This is a genomic window from Pseudomonas sp. SWRI179 (assembly GCF_014268705.1).
Lineage (GTDB): Bacteria > Pseudomonadota > Gammaproteobacteria > Pseudomonadales > Pseudomonadaceae > Aquipseudomonas > Aquipseudomonas zanjanensis.
The window spans coordinates 20,549-35,875 of record NZ_JABWRA010000012.1 but is presented as its reverse complement, the minus strand read 5'-3'; the positions used below and the strand labels follow the sequence as shown (position 1 = coordinate 35,875).

General features: G+C 61.4%; 14 protein-coding genes and 1 pseudogene. 7 read left to right on the top strand and 8 right to left on the bottom strand.

What is annotated here, in order from left to right; translation table 11 throughout:
* Nucleotides 1–95 precede the first annotated feature (95 nt).
* On the top strand, nt 96–1,100 hold the full coding sequence (locus HU767_RS09160; protein WP_186729351.1) for an ArsJ-associated glyceraldehyde-3-phosphate dehydrogenase: 1,005 nt from the start codon (nt 96–98) through the stop codon (nt 1,098–1,100).
* 9 nt (nt 1,101–1,109) lie between these two features.
* Nucleotides 1,110–2,330: an organoarsenical effux MFS transporter ArsJ gene (arsJ, locus tag HU767_RS09155; protein WP_186729350.1), complete on the top strand. Its 1,221-nt coding sequence runs from the start codon at nt 1,110–1,112 to the stop codon at nt 2,328–2,330.
* Nucleotides 2,331–2,350: 20 nt separating this feature from the next.
* Here the strand turns inward: arsJ and glcF are convergent, their stop codons facing one another.
* From glcF to glcD, 3 genes are read right to left on the bottom strand one after another with little or no spacing between them, the layout of a single operon-like run.
* On the bottom strand, nt 2,351–3,568 hold the full coding sequence (gene glcF / locus HU767_RS09150; RefSeq protein ID WP_186729349.1) for a glycolate oxidase subunit GlcF: 1,218 nt from the start codon (nt 3,566–3,568) through the stop codon (nt 2,351–2,353).
* Nucleotides 3,569–3,571: 3 nt separating this feature from the next.
* The gene (gene glcE / locus HU767_RS09145; RefSeq protein WP_186729348.1) at nt 3,572–4,636 is read right to left on the bottom strand and encodes a glycolate oxidase subunit GlcE; all 1,065 of its coding nucleotides are present in this window, start codon (nt 4,634–4,636) and stop codon (nt 3,572–3,574) included.
* Complete coding sequence (glcD, locus tag HU767_RS09140) at nt 4,636–6,135, bottom strand: glycolate oxidase subunit GlcD (RefSeq protein WP_186729347.1); 1,500 nt, start codon at nt 6,133–6,135, stop codon at nt 4,636–4,638. The genes glcE and glcD overlap by 1 nt, the downstream gene beginning before the upstream one ends.
* Before the next feature lie 232 nt (nt 6,136–6,367).
* Here glcD and glcC point away from each other — a divergent pair, with 232 nt between their 5' ends.
* Nucleotides 6,368–7,135, top strand: a complete 768-nt coding sequence (glcC, locus tag HU767_RS09135) for a transcriptional regulator GlcC (RefSeq protein WP_186729346.1) — start codon at nt 6,368–6,370, stop codon at nt 7,133–7,135.
* A 14-nt stretch (nt 7,136–7,149) separates the two neighbouring features.
* Here glcC and HU767_RS09130 read toward each other — a convergent pair.
* The 5 genes and pseudogenes from HU767_RS09130 to HU767_RS09110 all read right to left on the bottom strand — a co-directional run bounded on the left by HU767_RS09130 (nt 7,150) and on the right by HU767_RS09110 (nt 10,290).
* Nucleotides 7,150–7,505, bottom strand: a pseudogene (locus tag HU767_RS09130) (type II toxin-antitoxin system RelE/ParE family toxin).
* Between the two features lie 2 nt (nt 7,506–7,507).
* Entirely contained in the window at nt 7,508–7,798 is a 291-nt protein-coding gene (locus tag HU767_RS09125; protein ID WP_186729345.1) for a type II toxin-antitoxin system ParD family antitoxin, read from the bottom strand.
* A 108-nt stretch (nt 7,799–7,906) separates the two neighbouring features.
* Nucleotides 7,907–8,323, bottom strand: coding sequence for an ACT domain-containing protein (locus HU767_RS09120; protein ID WP_186729344.1), 417 nt, complete (start codon nt 8,321–8,323; stop codon nt 7,907–7,909).
* Nucleotides 8,324–8,472: 149 nt separating this feature from the next.
* Nucleotides 8,473–9,723 (bottom strand): MFS transporter, encoded by a 1,251-nt coding sequence (locus HU767_RS09115; protein WP_186706252.1) that lies wholly within the window; start codon nt 9,721–9,723, stop codon nt 8,473–8,475.
* A 174-nt stretch (nt 9,724–9,897) separates the two neighbouring features.
* On the bottom strand, nt 9,898–10,290 hold the full coding sequence (locus HU767_RS09110; RefSeq protein ID WP_186706253.1) for an ester cyclase: 393 nt from the start codon (nt 10,288–10,290) through the stop codon (nt 9,898–9,900).
* Between the two features lie 366 nt (nt 10,291–10,656).
* Between HU767_RS09110 and HU767_RS09105 the strand changes: the two genes are divergently transcribed.
* The 4 genes from HU767_RS09105 (at nt 10,657) to HU767_RS09090 (ending at nt 14,820) form a co-directional block, all read left to right on the top strand.
* On the top strand, nt 10,657–11,676 hold the full coding sequence (locus tag HU767_RS09105) for a substrate-binding domain-containing protein (protein ID WP_186706275.1): 1,020 nt from the start codon (nt 10,657–10,659) through the stop codon (nt 11,674–11,676).
* 128 nt (nt 11,677–11,804) lie between these two features.
* Nucleotides 11,805–12,230, top strand: coding sequence for a YciI family protein (locus HU767_RS09100; protein WP_186706254.1), 426 nt, complete (start codon nt 11,805–11,807; stop codon nt 12,228–12,230).
* Nucleotides 12,231–12,253: 23 nt separating this feature from the next.
* A complete protein-coding gene (locus HU767_RS09095) occupies nt 12,254–12,661 on the top strand; it encodes a VOC family protein (RefSeq protein WP_186729343.1) in 408 nt (135 codons plus the stop codon).
* A 419-nt stretch (nt 12,662–13,080) separates the two neighbouring features.
* Nucleotides 13,081–14,820 carry an OPT family oligopeptide transporter gene (locus tag HU767_RS09090; protein ID WP_186729342.1) on the top strand — a complete coding sequence of 580 codons (1,740 nt, stop codon included), beginning with the start codon at nt 13,081–13,083 and terminating at the stop codon, nt 14,818–14,820.
* Nucleotides 14,821–15,327 lie beyond the last annotated feature (507 nt).

Genomic DNA, 15,327 nt, shown 5'->3' with positions numbered 1-15,327 from the left:
GGTATCGCCTCCGAACGGCACGCCGAAGGTGGCAATGGCCACGCCAACCCGTGCCAGGCACCCCCCCGCTGACAACAGAGACAGAGCACAACAACATGACTATCAAAGTAGGCATCAATGGTTTTGGTCGGATCGGTCGCCTCGCTCTGCGAGCAGCGTGGAGCTGGCCAGAGTTTGAATTCGTGCAGATCAACGATCCGGCAGGTGATGCGGCGACCCATGCGCACTTGATCAACTTCGACTCGGTGCATGGTCGTTGGAACAATGAAGCCAGCGCCGAGGGCGACAGCGTCGTTATCGACAATAAGCGCATCAAGGTAACGTCCAACAAAGCGATCGCCGACACCGATTGGTCGGGCTGCGACCTGGTGATCGAAGCCAGTGGCAAGATGAAAACCGTGGCCGTGTTGCAGGCTTACCTGGATCAGGGCGTCAAGCGTGTAGTGGTCTGCGCTCCAGTGAAAGAGCAGGGCGCCTTGAACGTTGTCATGGGCGTCAACCAACACCTGTTCGATCCTGCGTTGCACCGCATCGTCACCGCAGCTTCGTGCACCACCAACTGTTTGGCGCCGGTGGTGAAAGTTATCCACGAAAAACTCGGCATTCGCCACGGCTCGATTACCACCATCCATGACCTGACCAACACCCAAAGCATCCTCGATCAGCCGCACAAGGATCTGCGTCGTGCCCGTGCTTCGGGGATGAGCCTGATTCCCACCAGCACCGGCTCGGCCACGGCCATCGCCGAGATCTTCCCGGAGCTGCGTGGACGCCTGAACGGTCACGCGGTGCGCGTGCCGCTGGCCAATGCTTCGCTGACGGACTGCGTCTTTGAAGTCGAGCGGGCCACGACCGTCGAAGAGGTGAATCAGCTGCTCAAGGATGCCTCCCTGAACGAACTGAAAGACATCCTCGGTTTCGAGGAGCGTCCGCTGGTGTCCATCGACTACCGCACCGACCCGCGCTCATCGATCATCGATGCGCTGTCGACCATGGTCATCAATGGCACCCAGGTCAAACTCTATGCCTGGTATGACAATGAATGGGGTTATGCCAACCGCACCGTCGAGCTGGCCAGGCTGGTCGGTCTGGCCGTCTGAGGAGCGGCCATGAAAGCCTTCTCAGCCCTCGCGCCACACGTGCGGCAGTACCTGCTCGTGACGGGCAACTACTGGGCCTTCACTCTCACCGACGGCGCCCTGCGCATGTTGGTGGTGCTGCATTTTCACGCGTTGGGCTACAGCCCACTGCAAATCGCCGCGTTGTTTCTGTTCTACGAGATCTTTGGCGTGATCACCAACCTGGTGGGTGGTTATCTGGGCGCTCGATTGGGGCTGAACCGGACCATGAACATCGGGCTGGGCCTCCAGGTCGCGGCGCTGTTGATGCTCACGGTTCCGCTGGCCTGGCTGACCATCCCTTGGGTGATGGGGGCCCAGGCGCTGTCGGGGATCGCCAAGGACCTGAACAAGATGAGTGCCAAGAGCTCGATCAAGCTACTGGTCCCCGATGGGCAGCAGGGCAAGCTCTACAAGTGGGTGGCGATCCTCACCGGCTCGAAGAATGCTCTCAAGGGCGTCGGCTTCTTTCTTGGCGGCGCCTTGCTGGCCTTGGTCGGTTTCAAAGGTGCGTTGCTGGCCATGGCGGCTGTCCTGACGCTGATCTGGGCCGGTAGTTTGATGTTGTTGAAGAAGGACCTGGGCAAGGCCAAAGCCAAGCCCAGGTTTCGGGATCTGTTGTCCAAAAGCCGGGCAATCAACATTCTTTCGGCGGCGCGGATGTTCCTGTTTGGTGCCCGGGATGTCTGGTTCGTGGTGGCGTTGCCGGTGTACTTGAGCAGCGTCTTTGGGTGGGATTTCTGGAAGGTCGGTGGCTTCCTGGCGGCCTGGGTGATGGGCTACGGCATCGTGCAATCCTTCGCCCCCAACATCACCGGCAAGAAAAACGGGCATGTGCCGGATGGTCGTGCTGCCTTTGGGTGGGCCCTTGCCCTGGCGGGCCTGCCAGCCTTGATTGCCCTTGGGCTCGGCAACGGGTGGTCGCCACAGACGGTACTGCTCGGCGGCCTCATGGTCTTTGGCGTGCTGTTCGCGGTGAATTCCTCCCTGCACAGCTACCTGATCGTGTCCTATGCCAAGGAAGACGGCGTGTCGCTGGACGTGGGTTTCTACTACATGTCCAACGCCCTGGGACGACTGATTGGCACCGTACTCTCCGGCTGGGTCTATCAGATGCACGGTCTGGAAATGTGCTTGTGGATCTCGAGCGCCTTCGTATTGCTGGCTGCGCTGATTTCCATGGCATTACCCAGGCATGCCAAGGCGATTTGAGGCCCCTCCGATTTTGTCGGTCAAGGCAGCGCGGCTTCGACCAGTTCGATCCAGTGCCTGACAGGGGTTCGCCCAGCACCGTCGAGGTGGGACTGGCAGCCGATATTGGCGGTGACGATGACGTCGGGGCGTCCGCTTTCCAGGGCATTGAGCTTGTTGTCCCGCAGTTGCCGAGCCAGTTCGGGTTGGGTCAGTGAATAAGTGCCCGCCGAGCCGCAGCACAGGTGGCTGTCGGGCACCGGCGTCAGGTTGAATCCGAGCGTCTCCAGGATCGCTTCGACCGCGCCCTCGAGTTTTTGCCCATGCTGCAATGTGCAGGGGCAGTGAACGGCCAGGCGCTGGTCGCCGTGTACACCGAGCTTATCCAGCGGTTCGCCGCGCAGTACCTCAACCAGGTCCTTGGCCAGGGCGCTGACTTTTGCGGCCTTGTCGGCATACGCCGGATCGCTGCTGAGCAGATGACCATAATCCTTGATGAAGGCACCGCAGCCGCTGGCGGTTTGCACGATGGCCTCGGCACCGCCTTCAATGCGCGGCCACCAGGCGTCGATGTTGCGGCGGGCACGGTCGAGGCCGGTGGCCTGGGCGTTCAGGTGATAGTCCAGCGCACCGCAACAACCGGCCTCGTCAATCGCGGTGACGCTGATCCCCAACCGATCCAGTACCCGTGCAGCCGCCGCATTGGTATTGGGCGACAGGCTCGGTTGCACGCAGCCTTCGAGCATGAGCACTTGCCGGGCATGACGGGTGGTTGGTCGTGGCTTCGCCGGATGCACGTTGCGCGGCAACTTGACTTGCAGTGTGCTGGGCAGCACCGCGCGGAACACCTGGCCACTGCGCACCAGCGCTTTGAACAGCCCGGGATTGGGCAGCACGCCGCGCAACCCCTCGCGCAACAGACGCTGGCCGAGCGGGCGCGGCACTGCCGCATCGACCACCGCCCGGCCGATGTCCAGCAAGTTGTGGTAGTCGACGCCGGAAGGACAGGTGGTTTCACAATTGCGGCAGGACAGGCAACGATCCAGATGTTGCTGGGTTTTGTGCGTGACCTCGTTGCCTTCCAGCACCTGCTTGATCAGGTAGATGCGGCCCCTCGGGCCATCCAGTTCATCACCCAGCAGTTGATAGGTCGGGCAGGTGGCATTGCAGAAACCGCAGTGCACGCAACTGCGCAGAATGCGCTCGGCTTCTTCGGCGCGGGGTAGCTGGCGGGCGTCGTCACTCAAAGTGGTCTGCATGGTTCAAAGCTCCGCGTACAGGCGCCCTGGGTTGAACAGGCCCCGTGGATCGAGTTGTCGCTTCAAGTTCCGGTGATAGCGCATCAGGGCGTCGGGCAGCGGTTGGAAGGGGCTGTCGATCAGGCCAGGGGTGTAGCAGGTCGCATGCCCGCCGACGTTCTCCACGACCGAGCGAATGAAGGTCGCTTCGGCCGCGGATTTGAGCCAACGCTGGGCGCCGCCCCAATCGATCAATTGCACGCCCGGCAGGGGCAGACGAGGCGTGTCATGGGGCAGCGAGAGGCGCCAAAGAGGCAGGTCCTCATCGAAGAAACTCAACCGATGTTCGTTGAGGTCTTGCCAGTACGCAGAGTCCAGCCGTTCGCCGCCCAAACGGTCGTGGGCCGCCGCCACCGAGCCTTCGCCGCCTTCGAGCCTGAGGTGCAGGCGTTGGCCATCGTGACACGCGGCGCTGATCGGCAGCGGTTGCTGGCCCCATTCCGCCAGGCGCAACAAGGCCCGGGCGGCGTCCATCTCCAGGCTGATGCTCAAGGTCTGTCGCGGTTTTGGCAGGACCTTGAGGGACACCTCGGTCACCACGCCAAGCGAGCCATAGCTGCCGGCCATCAGGCGCGACAGATCGTAGCCGGCGACGTTCTTCATGACCTCGCCGCCGAAGCGCAAGTGCTTGCCTTGTCCCGTGATGACCCGTGTGCCGAGGATGAAGTCGCGCACCGAGCCTGACCAGGGACGCCGTGGCCCTGAGAGTCCGCAGGCAATCATGCCGCCGACGGTGGCGTTTTCACCGAAGGCGGGCGGTTCGCAAGGCAGCATCTGCTGCGACGCGTCGAGCACTTCGGACAATTCTGCCAATGGCGTGCCACAGCGAGCGGTGATCACCAATTCAGTCGGGTCGTAGCTGACAATGCCCCGGTGCGAGCGGGTGTCGAGTATTTCACCTGTCACGCTACGGCCAAGAAATGCCTTGCTGTTGGCGCCCTGGATACGCAGCGGGGTGGCGTTCTCCAGCGCCTGGTTGACCTGTTCCAGCAGCGCTGCGCTGGCGTCGAAATCCTGTTCGCTGCCCATCAGAAACGCTCCAGGTCGGGGAAGGGCAACTGACCCATATGAACGTGCATGGCGCCAAACTCGGCGCAGCGATGCAGCGTCGGAATGTTCTTGCCGGGGTTGAGCAGCCCGCTCGGATCGAACGCGGCTTTGACGGCATGGAACATGGTCAGCTCATCGCTGTTGAATTGCGCGCACATCTGGTTGATTTTCTCGCGGCCGACACCGTGCTCACCGGTGATGCTGCCGCGAACCTCCACGCACAACTCAAGAATCTTGCCGCCCAAGGCTTCGGCGCGATCGAGCTCGCCCGGTTGATTGGCATCGAACAGGATCAGCGGATGCATGTTGCCGTCGCCGGCGTGGAAAACGTTGGCGACCCGCAGGCCATACTCGGCCGATAACGCCGCAATGGCGCGCAGCACACCGGGCAGCTCCCGGCGCGGGATCGTCCCGTCCATGCAGTAGTAATCCGGCGAGAGGCGGCCCACCGCCGGAAACGCATTCTTGCGTCCGGCCCAGAAACGCACGCGCTCGGCCTCGTCGCGAGCCTGGCGTACTTCGGTGGCGCCGGCCTGTTCCAATACCTGGCGCACGCGGCTGCAGTCGTCGTGGACGTCGGCCTCCACGCCGTCGAGTTCACACAACAGAATGGCTTCGGCGTCCACTGGGTAGCCGGCATGGATGAAGTCTTCGGCGGCGCGAATGGCCAGGTTGTCCATCATTTCCAGGCCGCCCGGGATGATGCCGGCGGCAATGATGTCACCCACGGCGCGCCCGGCCTTTTCAACGCAATCAAAGGCCGCCAGCAGCACTTTGGCCGTTTGCGGTTTAGGCAACAGCTTGACCGTGACCTCGGTGATCACCCCGAGCATGCCTTCGGAACCGGTGAACAATGCCAGCAGATCGAACCCGGGCGAGTCGAGAGCCTGGGAGCCCAGCGTCAGGTGTTCGCCGTCGACGGTGAGGATGTCGACCTTGAGCAGGTTGTGCACGGTCAGCCCGTACTTGAGGCAATGCACGCCACCGGCGTTCTCCGCGACATTGCCGCCGATGGAACAGGCGATCTGCGAGGAAGGGTCCGGCGCGTAGTACAAGCCGAACGGCGCGGCCGCCTGGGAAATCGCCAGGTTGCGCACGCCCGGTTGAACCCGCGCGGTACGGGCGGCGGGGTCGATGTGCAGGATGTTGTTGAAACGCGCCATTACCAGCAACACGCCTTTCTCCAACGGCAGCGCACCGCCGGACAAACCGGTGCCCGCGCCACGGGCGACGACAGGCACTTTGCGCTCGTGGCAGAGCCGCAGCACGCCCTGGACCTCGTCGACATGGCGCGGCAGCACCACCAGCATGGGCGTGGTGCGGTAAGCGGAGAGCCCGTCGCATTCGTACGGCTTGAGTGCTTCGCGCTGATGCAGGATTTCCAGGTCCGGCAGCTGGGCTTGCAGGGCCTGTAGCAGCGCGTTTTTATCGACGTCAGGCAGGGCGCCGTCGACACGTTCATCGTAGAGAATGTTCATGGTTCGTGGCCGACACTCAGTTGTTTTTATGAGAGGTCTGTTCCGATACGGCTGACTTGCATCATTGGCCCGGGGCGTTCTACTGTCTATGGGCTGTTGGGCTGGTCGAACCAGTTTATTCATCAGGTTGTTTTTGTCGGTCGAATAAATTATTTAATAAACAATGATTTATTGAGTGGGGTTGATGGGCGTAAACCCTGTTCCGAAGCTGGTCATACCAGTTGGAGATTCAATGGACAGCGCAGAAACCAGCCGTAACCCGCAGGTCGCCGACGTGGTCTGTGAACGCATCGAGCGCCTGATCGTCGACGGCGTGCTCAAGACCGGGCAGTTGTTGCCTTCGGAGCGGCGGCTGACGGAAAAACTTGGCGTCTCGCGCACCGCCCTTCGCGAGGGACTGAAGCTGCTACGCGCGCGCGGGATCATCAAGACCGAGCAAGGCAAGGGCTCATTCGTGGCAGACCTGTCCGGGCACGGCTTGGCCTCGCCGCTGATGCACCTGTTCAGCTCACAGCCACGCACGCTTTATGACTTGTTCGAGGTCCGCAGCCTGCTGGAGGGCGAGTCCGCGCGTCTGGCGGCGTTGCGCGGGACCGAGGCGGATTTCGTCCTTATCACCCGCAGCTACGAGGCCTTGCTCGATGCCCACGACCGGTCCCTGGAAGCCAGCGCCCAGGCCCGGCTCGACCATGCGTTTCACTTGGCGATCTGCGAGGCTTCACACAATCCGGTGCTGGTGCAAACCTTGCGTTCGCTGACGGACTTGTTGCTCACTTCAGTGTTTGCCTCGGTCAACAACCTCTACCACCGAGAACCGCAGAAGCGTCAGATCGACCGCCAACACGCCCGGCTCTACAACGCCGTGACCGGTCGCCTGCCGGAGCAGGCGCGCAAGGCCGCCATCGCCCACATCCAGGGCATCTGCGAACACCTCAAGGAAATCGAAAACGAAGAACAACGCCTGGTGCGGGCGACGTTGCGGCTTGAGGGGTGGGCGTAGGTGGAGCATCTGAATCAACCGTTGGGAAGATGCAACTGCGCCTCCATGGCATCATGAAGGAGTCTGACGACTTCGATGACGTCGTCGTTTGCCACACGGTAGAACACGATATGGCGCGGGCTTTTGACTGTCCCGAAGGGATGTTTGGCCTGCTGGCGGGAATAGATGAGGTGGTAACTGCGAAGGCCCGGCGCTAGCTCATCACGGTCCTGGCTGCCAATCCGAGAGGGCATGCCGGCGATGTCTTGCAGCGCAGTGAGGATCAGAATCTGGTAACGCTGGCGTGCTTGATCGCCGAACTGCGTCAGGGAGAGCCTGAGGATGTCGACAATGTCGCCCGCGCCGCGTTGGAAATCCGATACTGAGACATGCTCAGTGTTTCTCTCCTGTCGGGAGCGCTGCTTCCACGCTCAGTTCATTCAAGTAATGTTCCAAGCCTTCTTCGCTCAGATGAGTGAAACGCCCGTGTTCAAGATCCATGATGCCGATCGAGGCCGCTTGACGCAGGGCCTCGATTTTTGCGGCGTCTTCGGCCACACGCTGCTCCAATAGGCGCAAACCTTCTCGCATCACTTCGCTGGCATTCTGATAACGGCCGGACTGGACCAAGTCATGAATAACTTGCTCCTGGTGAGGAGTGAGTACAACGTTTCGGGTGGCCATGATAGCTCCAGCAGCAGGCAAGCAGATTGTGGATTGCTGGCATAGTATGCCAATCCTTCCGCGAACGCATACATTCAATGAGAGGTTAGCCGCCATGATTTACAAGCATCACCGGCAATCGTCGCTACCTCCCGACCGAGCCAGCGCTTCCAACACCTCAATCGCCCGCTGCGCATCTTCCCGCCCGACGAAGATATGGTCGTGGTAGTAAGCCGCGATGACGTTGCAACTGATGCCGGCCTTTCCCAGGGCCGTTGCGAAGGCTGCGGTCAAGCCCACGGCATCCAGGGCCGAATGGACGGTCAAGGTGATCCAGGCGGCGACGTAGTCGAAGTCCAGCCCCAAGGCCAAGGCCCTGCTGCGTTCGATGATCACCGTCAGGCCTTCTTTTTCGCGGAAGCTGCCAAGCACCTCTTCGCCTTTGACCAAGTTCGGGTCAGCGACGCAGCAGAAAACGTAATCGCCTTCATTGAGTGATGGGCGCATGCCGCTGAGCAGTTTCGCTATCGATTTTTCGCCTGACATGTCGATTCACCTGGTTGATGGATAAGCGGGCATTCTCCAGGAGTTTTTCGGCAGGTGCTGTTCATAGTGCTGATGACGGATAAGCAAAAGTGATAAGAGGTGGGTCTTGATGCCGGTGTGCAGGTCTCCAACGCCCCGGGGGAATAGGGTCAGCAAACGGCTTTCTTGAAGGGGCGAGGGGATACGCCCCGATAGAATGACACCATGGCGAGCACCTGCACGGTGACGGCTGCTGCCACGACGGCGACGATGGCGTGATTCGGATCGATGAAGACGGCGCGCAACAGGCCGAATAGGGCTGGGGCGAAGGCATAGGTGGCCTGGCTGATCGCAACCATCAGGGCGATCACCCTGGCGGTGTGTTCACGGCTGAACTCGACCTGGGCAATCAGGGGCGGCAAGGACGTCGCATTGCCAATGCCCGAACCGATCAGCACCACGGCTATCCAGGCCACCGTCGGGTGCAGGCCCAGGCCCAGAAGCATCAGTGTGCCCAGCATCTGAATGGCATACCCGAGACAGGCCAGCTGCCGACGGTTCATACCCTGGATCATCAGGCGTGCGGCGACGTATCGCCCGCCCATCGCACTGGCGGTGGCCAGGCCCATGGCGAACGAGGCGTCATGGGCGCTCATGCGTCCCAGCAGCATCGAATACAGGTGCGCGACCAAGCCGATCTGGGCGAACAGGCCCAGGGACATGCCGGCCGCCAGGCTGCGGAAACTGGCCGACCTAAGCGTCTGCAGGGCGGTCCATGGCGCGGCGCTGGCGCTGGCCGGCACCGGTTCCGGCTGGTCTGCGTGGTCGGGATGCTGTCCCAAGCCTTGTGGGCTTTTGTTGAAGACCAGGAAGGCGAAGGCGCCGATGAGCAGCACGGCGACGACACTGATCGCCAGCGCCGCCGCGGCAAAGCCGAAGCGCTCGATCAGCCACACCCACAGCGGCGAAAAGATCACGCCCCCCAGGCTGGCGCCGTTGTAGGCCTTGCCCAAAGCCTTGGGCCTTTCCTTGACGTACCACGGGGCGATCAGGGTGTTAACGGCTGCGGCCCCCAATGTCACCCAACCGATACCCGAGCAGACGGCGCCGGCATACAACACCCAGAGCTGGTTGGCTTGAGCCCAGGTGTTCACACCGATGCCCAGGACGATGCTGCCCAGCAGGGTGATGGTGGGCATGCCGAAGCGTGCATAAAGACGTGGCAGGTTGGCGATGACTAGCGTGCCGCTGAGAAAGTGCACGGTCACGGCGGTCGAGACCTCGGCGATCGGCCAACCCGTGCGCTCCATGACCGCTTGCATGTAGATCGGCGGCCCGTAGAAGCCGATCCCCCAACCGATCATCGCCAGGATGAACGTGCAGGCCAATACGGTTTTTCCAAAAAAACGGGTGCGTGTCATCGCCATCTCCTCCAGAGTGGCTCACAGGCTATGCGCCCGACAGGTCCCTCACTTCGGGGTGCGTCGAATAATGGATGTCGAGCGCGATTGCTTCTTGGATTTGGTTTTCCGCGATGCCGTTGCCTACGGGTACGATGCGCGGGGCGTTGCAACTGGCAGCGCTGGAGCACTCCTCTACATGGATGGGAGCTGAGCCTCGATCGCTTGCTTGTCGATAATCGACCAGACCTCGCGGATCCTGCCGTCCTCGAACGCGTAGAAGACGTTTTCCGTGAAGGCGACCCGTGCGCCATTGACCGCAAGCCCCAGGAACTCCCCAGCCGGCGTGCAATTGAATACCAGGCGAGCCGCCAACCGGGGTGGGTCGACCACCAGGCATTCGACTTCAAAGCGCAAGTCGGGGATGTCCCGATAATCCGCTTCCAGCATGCTTCGATAGCCATGCAATCCTAATGGTCTCGCGTTGTGAATCACTTGCTGATGCACAAAAAGGCCCAGGTTGTCCCAATCCTGCGCATTCAGGCAGGCGATGTAATCGGTATAAATATCGGCCAGATTTGAAGTCATGGGGACTGACACTCCGTTACGTGACTGTTTCCAGAGCATAGTCATGCTGCAGCGTCGGGCTGCTCTTCGCGAGGCCCGGGGCTGGGGGGATGTTACAAACTTGCCGTTTCCCTTTCGGGCCGATGCCAACAGAAGCGACTATCCTTGCGGACATTGAATCTGAACACTGCCTCCACAAAAAAAAGAGACGCCATGACCCATTATGATCGCGCCATCGGCTCCAGACCCGGCACCACACGCGGTGATCGAACCTGTTTGACCAGGTCCCGGTTGCTCAAGACAGTTTCAATGACGGTTTTCTGCCTTTTCACGGCAACGCCCGGATACGGCCAGAACCTGCCAGCGGCAACGGATGCCACGGTGACAGTGGCTCAAGCGCAGGAAATGGTTGCCAAGGCCACCCTCGGCGCCGTGCCTTGGAGCGGTCCTGAAACCGGTCCGCGCGCCCAGCGCGGCAAGAGCATTGCCATTGTCGCAGAAGATATGCGCAACGGCGGTATTGTCGGTGTTGCCCAAGGTGCTCGCGAGGCCGCCAAGGCGATGGGGTGGACGCTGAGGGTATTCGATGGCGCCGGGTCCCCGGACGGGCGTGCAAAGGCCTTTGCCGATGCGCTGGCGGCGAACCCCGATGGCCTCATTCTGTGCGGTGCCGATGCCCTTGAAAACAAGGCGGCGCTGGCCGTCTTCGCCGACAAGGGCGTGCCGGTGGTGGGCTGGCACGCCGGGGAAAAGCCCGGGGCGATTGACGGTACGCCGATGGCCATGAACGTCACCACCGATCCGCTCGAAGTGGCTCGCATCACGGCCATGGCGGCAGTGGCGCAGTCGAACGGAAAAGCCGGCGTGGTCATCCTGACCGACTCCAGGTACAGCATTGCCATGGCGAAAGCCAAGGCCATGGAAAACGTGATTCGGGCCTGTCGGGACTGCTCGTTGCTAGAAGTGCGCGATGTCGCAATCTCCGAAAGTCGCGAGAAAATGCCGGCGATCACCACGCAGCTGCTGCAGCGCCATGGCAAGCGCTGGACCCACACGCTGGCCATCAACGATATCTATTTCGATTACGCGGTGGCGACCTTGGCCAGCGCCGCGATCCCCCGCGATGGCATCAGCCTGTTGTCGGCCGGTGACGGCAGCGCTTCGGCGTTCTTGCGCATCCAGGAAAAGAACTACCAGACCGTCACCGTGGCCGAACCGCTCAACGTGCATGGCTGGCAGGTGATCGATGAATTGAACCGACTGATGGCCGGCCAGCCGGTGAGTGGCTTCGTGGCACCGGTTCACTTGGTCAATGCCGACAATATCGCTTTCGACGGCGGGAAGAAGTTGTTGTACGACCCAAGCAATGGTTATCGAGACATCTATCGATTCCAATGGAATCCCTGAGCGGACGTAACTTCACGGCGTATCGAAAAAAAAGGCGTCGACCTGTCGATTTCGGCCATTGCCATTCGATTAGTCCGTAGAGCCGCCACACCGACGGCTTGATCCATCCATTCTCAGGAGATACGAGCATGCGATTTATGGTGATCGTCAAGGCCAGTCCGGAGTCGGAAGCCGGAGAAATGCCCAGTGAAGAACTGCTGGCGGCCATGGGCGCCTACAACGAAGAATTGGTCAAGGCCGGGGTGATGCTCGCCGGTGAAGGCCTGCATCCCAGCGTCGAGGGCGTACGCGTGCAGTTTTCCGGCAAGGACCGGACGGTTGTCGACGGACCCTTTGCCGAAACCAAGGAGCTGATCGCCGGCTTCTGGATCTTCAAGGTCCAGTCGTTGCAGGAGGCCATCGACTGGGTCAAGCGTTGCCCGAACCCGATGGTCAGCGACAGTGAAATCGAAATCCGCCAGATCTTCGAACTCGAGGAATTCGGCGAAACCTTCACCCCCGAGTTGCGCGAGCAGGAAGCACGCTTGCGGGCGCAGCTGTCCAGTCAATCGTGAAGCTGCCGACAGGAGGACCCACCATGAGAATCATCCCTTACCTGACTTTCAACGGTCGCTGCAAGGAAGCCTTTGCGTTGTACAAGGACGTGCTTGGCGGCGAGCTGTTTTCCATGTCCTTTGCCGAGGCGCCTGAGGACGTCGGCATGCCCAAGGACCCGGACCTGATCATGCACGCCTGCCTGACCGTGGGCCATTTCAGCCTGATGGCCTCCGATTGCCCGCCGGGCCAGCCGTATAACAAGCCACAAGGGGTGTCGGTTTCCCTCAACGTCGACAGTGTGGAGGAGGCCGAGCGGCTGTTCAAAGGCCTGAGCGCGGGCGGCCAAGTGCAGATGCCCTTGGCGAAGACCTTCTGGGCGGAACGCTTTGGCATGTTCGAAGACCGTTTCGGGATTGCCTGGATGATCAACTGCGAGGGCCGGCAATAAGTCGAACACTGCTTTGGCTGCGATGCGTTGCCTGGCCGTTGGCAGCGCTCGCGGCACGCCTCACTTCCCGCCCTTGGATGGACGATCCTGGCGAGCACGCTCGCCAGGGTTTGCCTCCGTCGTGTGAACCTTGCGCCGATCCTGCGTTCACTTATTAAGCTGCCGCTTCAAGTGATCCTGGCTGTGCCCGTTTGCTGAAGCGATCCGTATGGGCTGTTCAATTCAGGCTGTAGACAAACCGTGGCGAGGGAGCTTGCTCCCGCTGGGCTGCGCAGCGGCCCTTTTTTTGTGAGCGCTTCGCACTCCAGCGGGAGCAAGCTCCCTCGCCACAGGTTCATCGTTTTCCCTAAGTAAAACCGCATCACTCAGGGAATCAGCCTGAATCTGGTGGCTGCCCCCAGTGCCGACAAGGACCTCGCATGCACTCAACCTCATCCGCCTTCCCCTTGAACGCCGTCGTCGAACGCGAGCTCAGTCTGCGTGCGGTCAGTACGGGGATTGTCCTCGGTATCCTGCTGACACCGTCCAATGTCTACGCCGGGTTGAAGATCGGTTGGTCGTTCAACATGTCGATCATTGCCTTGCTGATCGGCTATGGCATCTGGCAGGGCTTGGCCAGTCGATCGGTGGGGCGTTTGCCCTGGACGCTGCACGAAAGCAACATCAACCAGACCGTGGCCTCTGCCGCCGCGTCGATCATTTCCGGTGGGCTGGTCGCGCCCATCCCGGCCTACACCTTGCTGACGGGCCAGCAGTTGGAGGCCATTCCCATGGTGGCCTGGGTCTTTTCGGTGAGTTTCCTCGGGATCTGGATTGCCTGGTACCTGCGTCCCTCGCTGCTCAATGACAAGGCTTTGAAATTTCCCGAAGGCATGGCGACCCTGGAAACGTTGCTGCACATCTACAACCACGGCCACGAAGCCGCGACGCGTTTGAAAGTGCTGCTCAGCGCCGCGATGCTGTCCGGGCTGGTCAAGGCGGTCGATACGTTCATGTGGGCTATCCCGCGCTGGTCTCCGACCGCTCAACTGGAACGCCTGACGTTCACCGCGGACCCTTCGCTACTGTTGGTGGGGTTTGGCGGGATCATCGGTATTCGCGTGGGCCTGACCCTGCTGCTCGGCGCCTTGCTGGCGTGGGGCGGGTTGGCGCCGTGGTTGCTGGAGCAAGGCCTGGTGCAGCTGCCGAGCGGTAGCAGCGGCCCGCAATTCGCGGCGCTGGTTGAGTGGTTGTTATGGCCGGGAGTGAGCCTGATGGTCTGCTCGACCCTGGCCTCACTGGCGATTCGCTTGTGGGCATTGCACCGCTCGACCAAGGCGGGCGGCGGGGCGATCTGGACGATCCCCAAGCCTGGGCCGGCGGCCGGTTTCGCCCTGTCGATCATCCTGGTGGTCAGCCTGCAAGTGCTGTTGTTCGGCATTAACGCCTGGATGGCCTTGTTGACCATTCCCTTGGCAATCTGCCTGGCGGCGGTGGCAGCCCGGGTGGTCGGCGCCACGGGCATTCCGCCGATCGGGGCCATTGGGCAGTTGTCCCAGTTGAGCTTCGGCATCGTCGCCCCGGGCCAGGTACCGATCAACCTGATGAGCGCCAACACCGCCGGTGGTTCGGCCGGGCAGTGCACCGATTTGATGAACGACTTCAAGGTCGGCCGGGCGATTGGCGCCACGCCGCGCAAGCAGGTGGTCGCCCAGATCCTGGGGATTTTCATCGGCAGCATCGTCGGCGTGTTGGCCTACCTGGCGCTGATCCCGGACCCGCAGACCATGCTGCTCACCGAAGAGTGGCCGGCCCCGGCGGTCGCCACCTGGAAGGCCGTGGCGCAGACCCTGACCCTGGGCCTGGATTCATTGTCAGCGAGCATTCGCTGGGCGATCTTCATCGGCGGTCTGGTCGGTGTGTCGTTGGGGATTCTCGATAGCTTGTTGCCGGCGCATCGGGCCCGCTACCTGCCAAGCACGGCGGCCCTGGGCCTGGCCTTCGTCCTGCCGGCCTCGGTGTCCTTGATGATGGCCCTCGGCGCGGTGCTGACGTGGCTGGTGAGCTGTCGCTGGCCGAACCTCACCGAACGCTTCGCCATCACCGCGGCGGCGGGGTTGATTGCCGGGGAGAGCATTACCGGAGTGGGCGCGTCGTTGTGGCAGATGCTTGGGACCTGATGGGTGTTGTCGGCGAGAAAAGTCGTAATGCTAAGGTTGGCCGAGGCTCTTGGTGGTGACAACTTTGTCGTAACCTTCTACTGGCCGTGCCCCATCGGCCACCCATGTACGTTCTTTGCGACACTTGAACTTCACCCCTTTGCGCGGCGCCATGACTCTGGCCGTCTCCATGCACATTGCCTTGGAAGCAAAGGTTGGCCCTGGTTGTCGTTCATCGACACAGCCTTCGTAGCCACTGCAGATCGTCATCACAACAAAATAGACAGTCATCATCTCGGTGTTGCTCCATTGCGTGATGCGAGTGATACATCCTGTAGCCCAGGTCGGCGGCTCAAACGTTTAGCGGTGATTGCCTGCGGATGATGAGCTTCGGTTCAAGTCCCCAGCAATGGCACATCAGTACCGCGCGTCGGGAATCTGTCACTGTATTAATATATTTTTAGTTGGTTGGGTTTTGTGCCAATAAGTTGGCGTCATGCGGGGTGGGATGGGTACGGCGGGAGAGAC

Excerpts from the sequence above, each read along its gene's own strand:
- arsJ (WP_186729350.1), top strand. The coding sequence starts at position 1,110 with ATGAAAGCCTTCTCAGCCCTCGCGCCACACGTGCGGCAGTACCTGCTC.
- HU767_RS09095 (WP_186729343.1), top strand. The coding sequence starts at position 12,254 with ATGAGAATCATCCCTTACCTGACTTTCAACGGTCGCTGCAAGGAAGCC.
- glcD (WP_186729347.1), bottom strand. The coding sequence starts at position 6,135 with ATGAACATTCTCTACGATGAACGTGTCGACGGCGCCCTGCCTGACGTC.
- glcF (WP_186729349.1), bottom strand. The coding sequence starts at position 3,568 with ATGCAGACCACTTTGAGTGACGACGCCCGCCAGCTACCCCGCGCCGAA.
- HU767_RS09100 (WP_186706254.1), top strand. The coding sequence starts at position 11,805 with ATGCGATTTATGGTGATCGTCAAGGCCAGTCCGGAGTCGGAAGCCGGA.
- HU767_RS09115 (WP_186706252.1), bottom strand. The coding sequence starts at position 9,723 with ATGACACGCACCCGTTTTTTTGGAAAAACCGTATTGGCCTGCACGTTC.
- glcC (WP_186729346.1), top strand. The coding sequence starts at position 6,368 with ATGGACAGCGCAGAAACCAGCCGTAACCCGCAGGTCGCCGACGTGGTC.
- HU767_RS09160 (WP_186729351.1), top strand. The coding sequence starts at position 96 with ATGACTATCAAAGTAGGCATCAATGGTTTTGGTCGGATCGGTCGCCTC.
- HU767_RS09110 (WP_186706253.1), bottom strand. The coding sequence starts at position 10,290 with ATGACTTCAAATCTGGCCGATATTTATACCGATTACATCGCCTGCCTG.
- HU767_RS09125 (WP_186729345.1), bottom strand. The coding sequence starts at position 7,798 with ATGGCCACCCGAAACGTTGTACTCACTCCTCACCAGGAGCAAGTTATT.
- HU767_RS09120 (WP_186729344.1), bottom strand. The coding sequence starts at position 8,323 with ATGTCAGGCGAAAAATCGATAGCGAAACTGCTCAGCGGCATGCGCCCA.
- glcE (WP_186729348.1), bottom strand. The coding sequence starts at position 4,636 with ATGGGCAGCGAACAGGATTTCGACGCCAGCGCAGCGCTGCTGGAACAG.
- HU767_RS09090 (WP_186729342.1), top strand. The coding sequence starts at position 13,081 with ATGCACTCAACCTCATCCGCCTTCCCCTTGAACGCCGTCGTCGAACGC.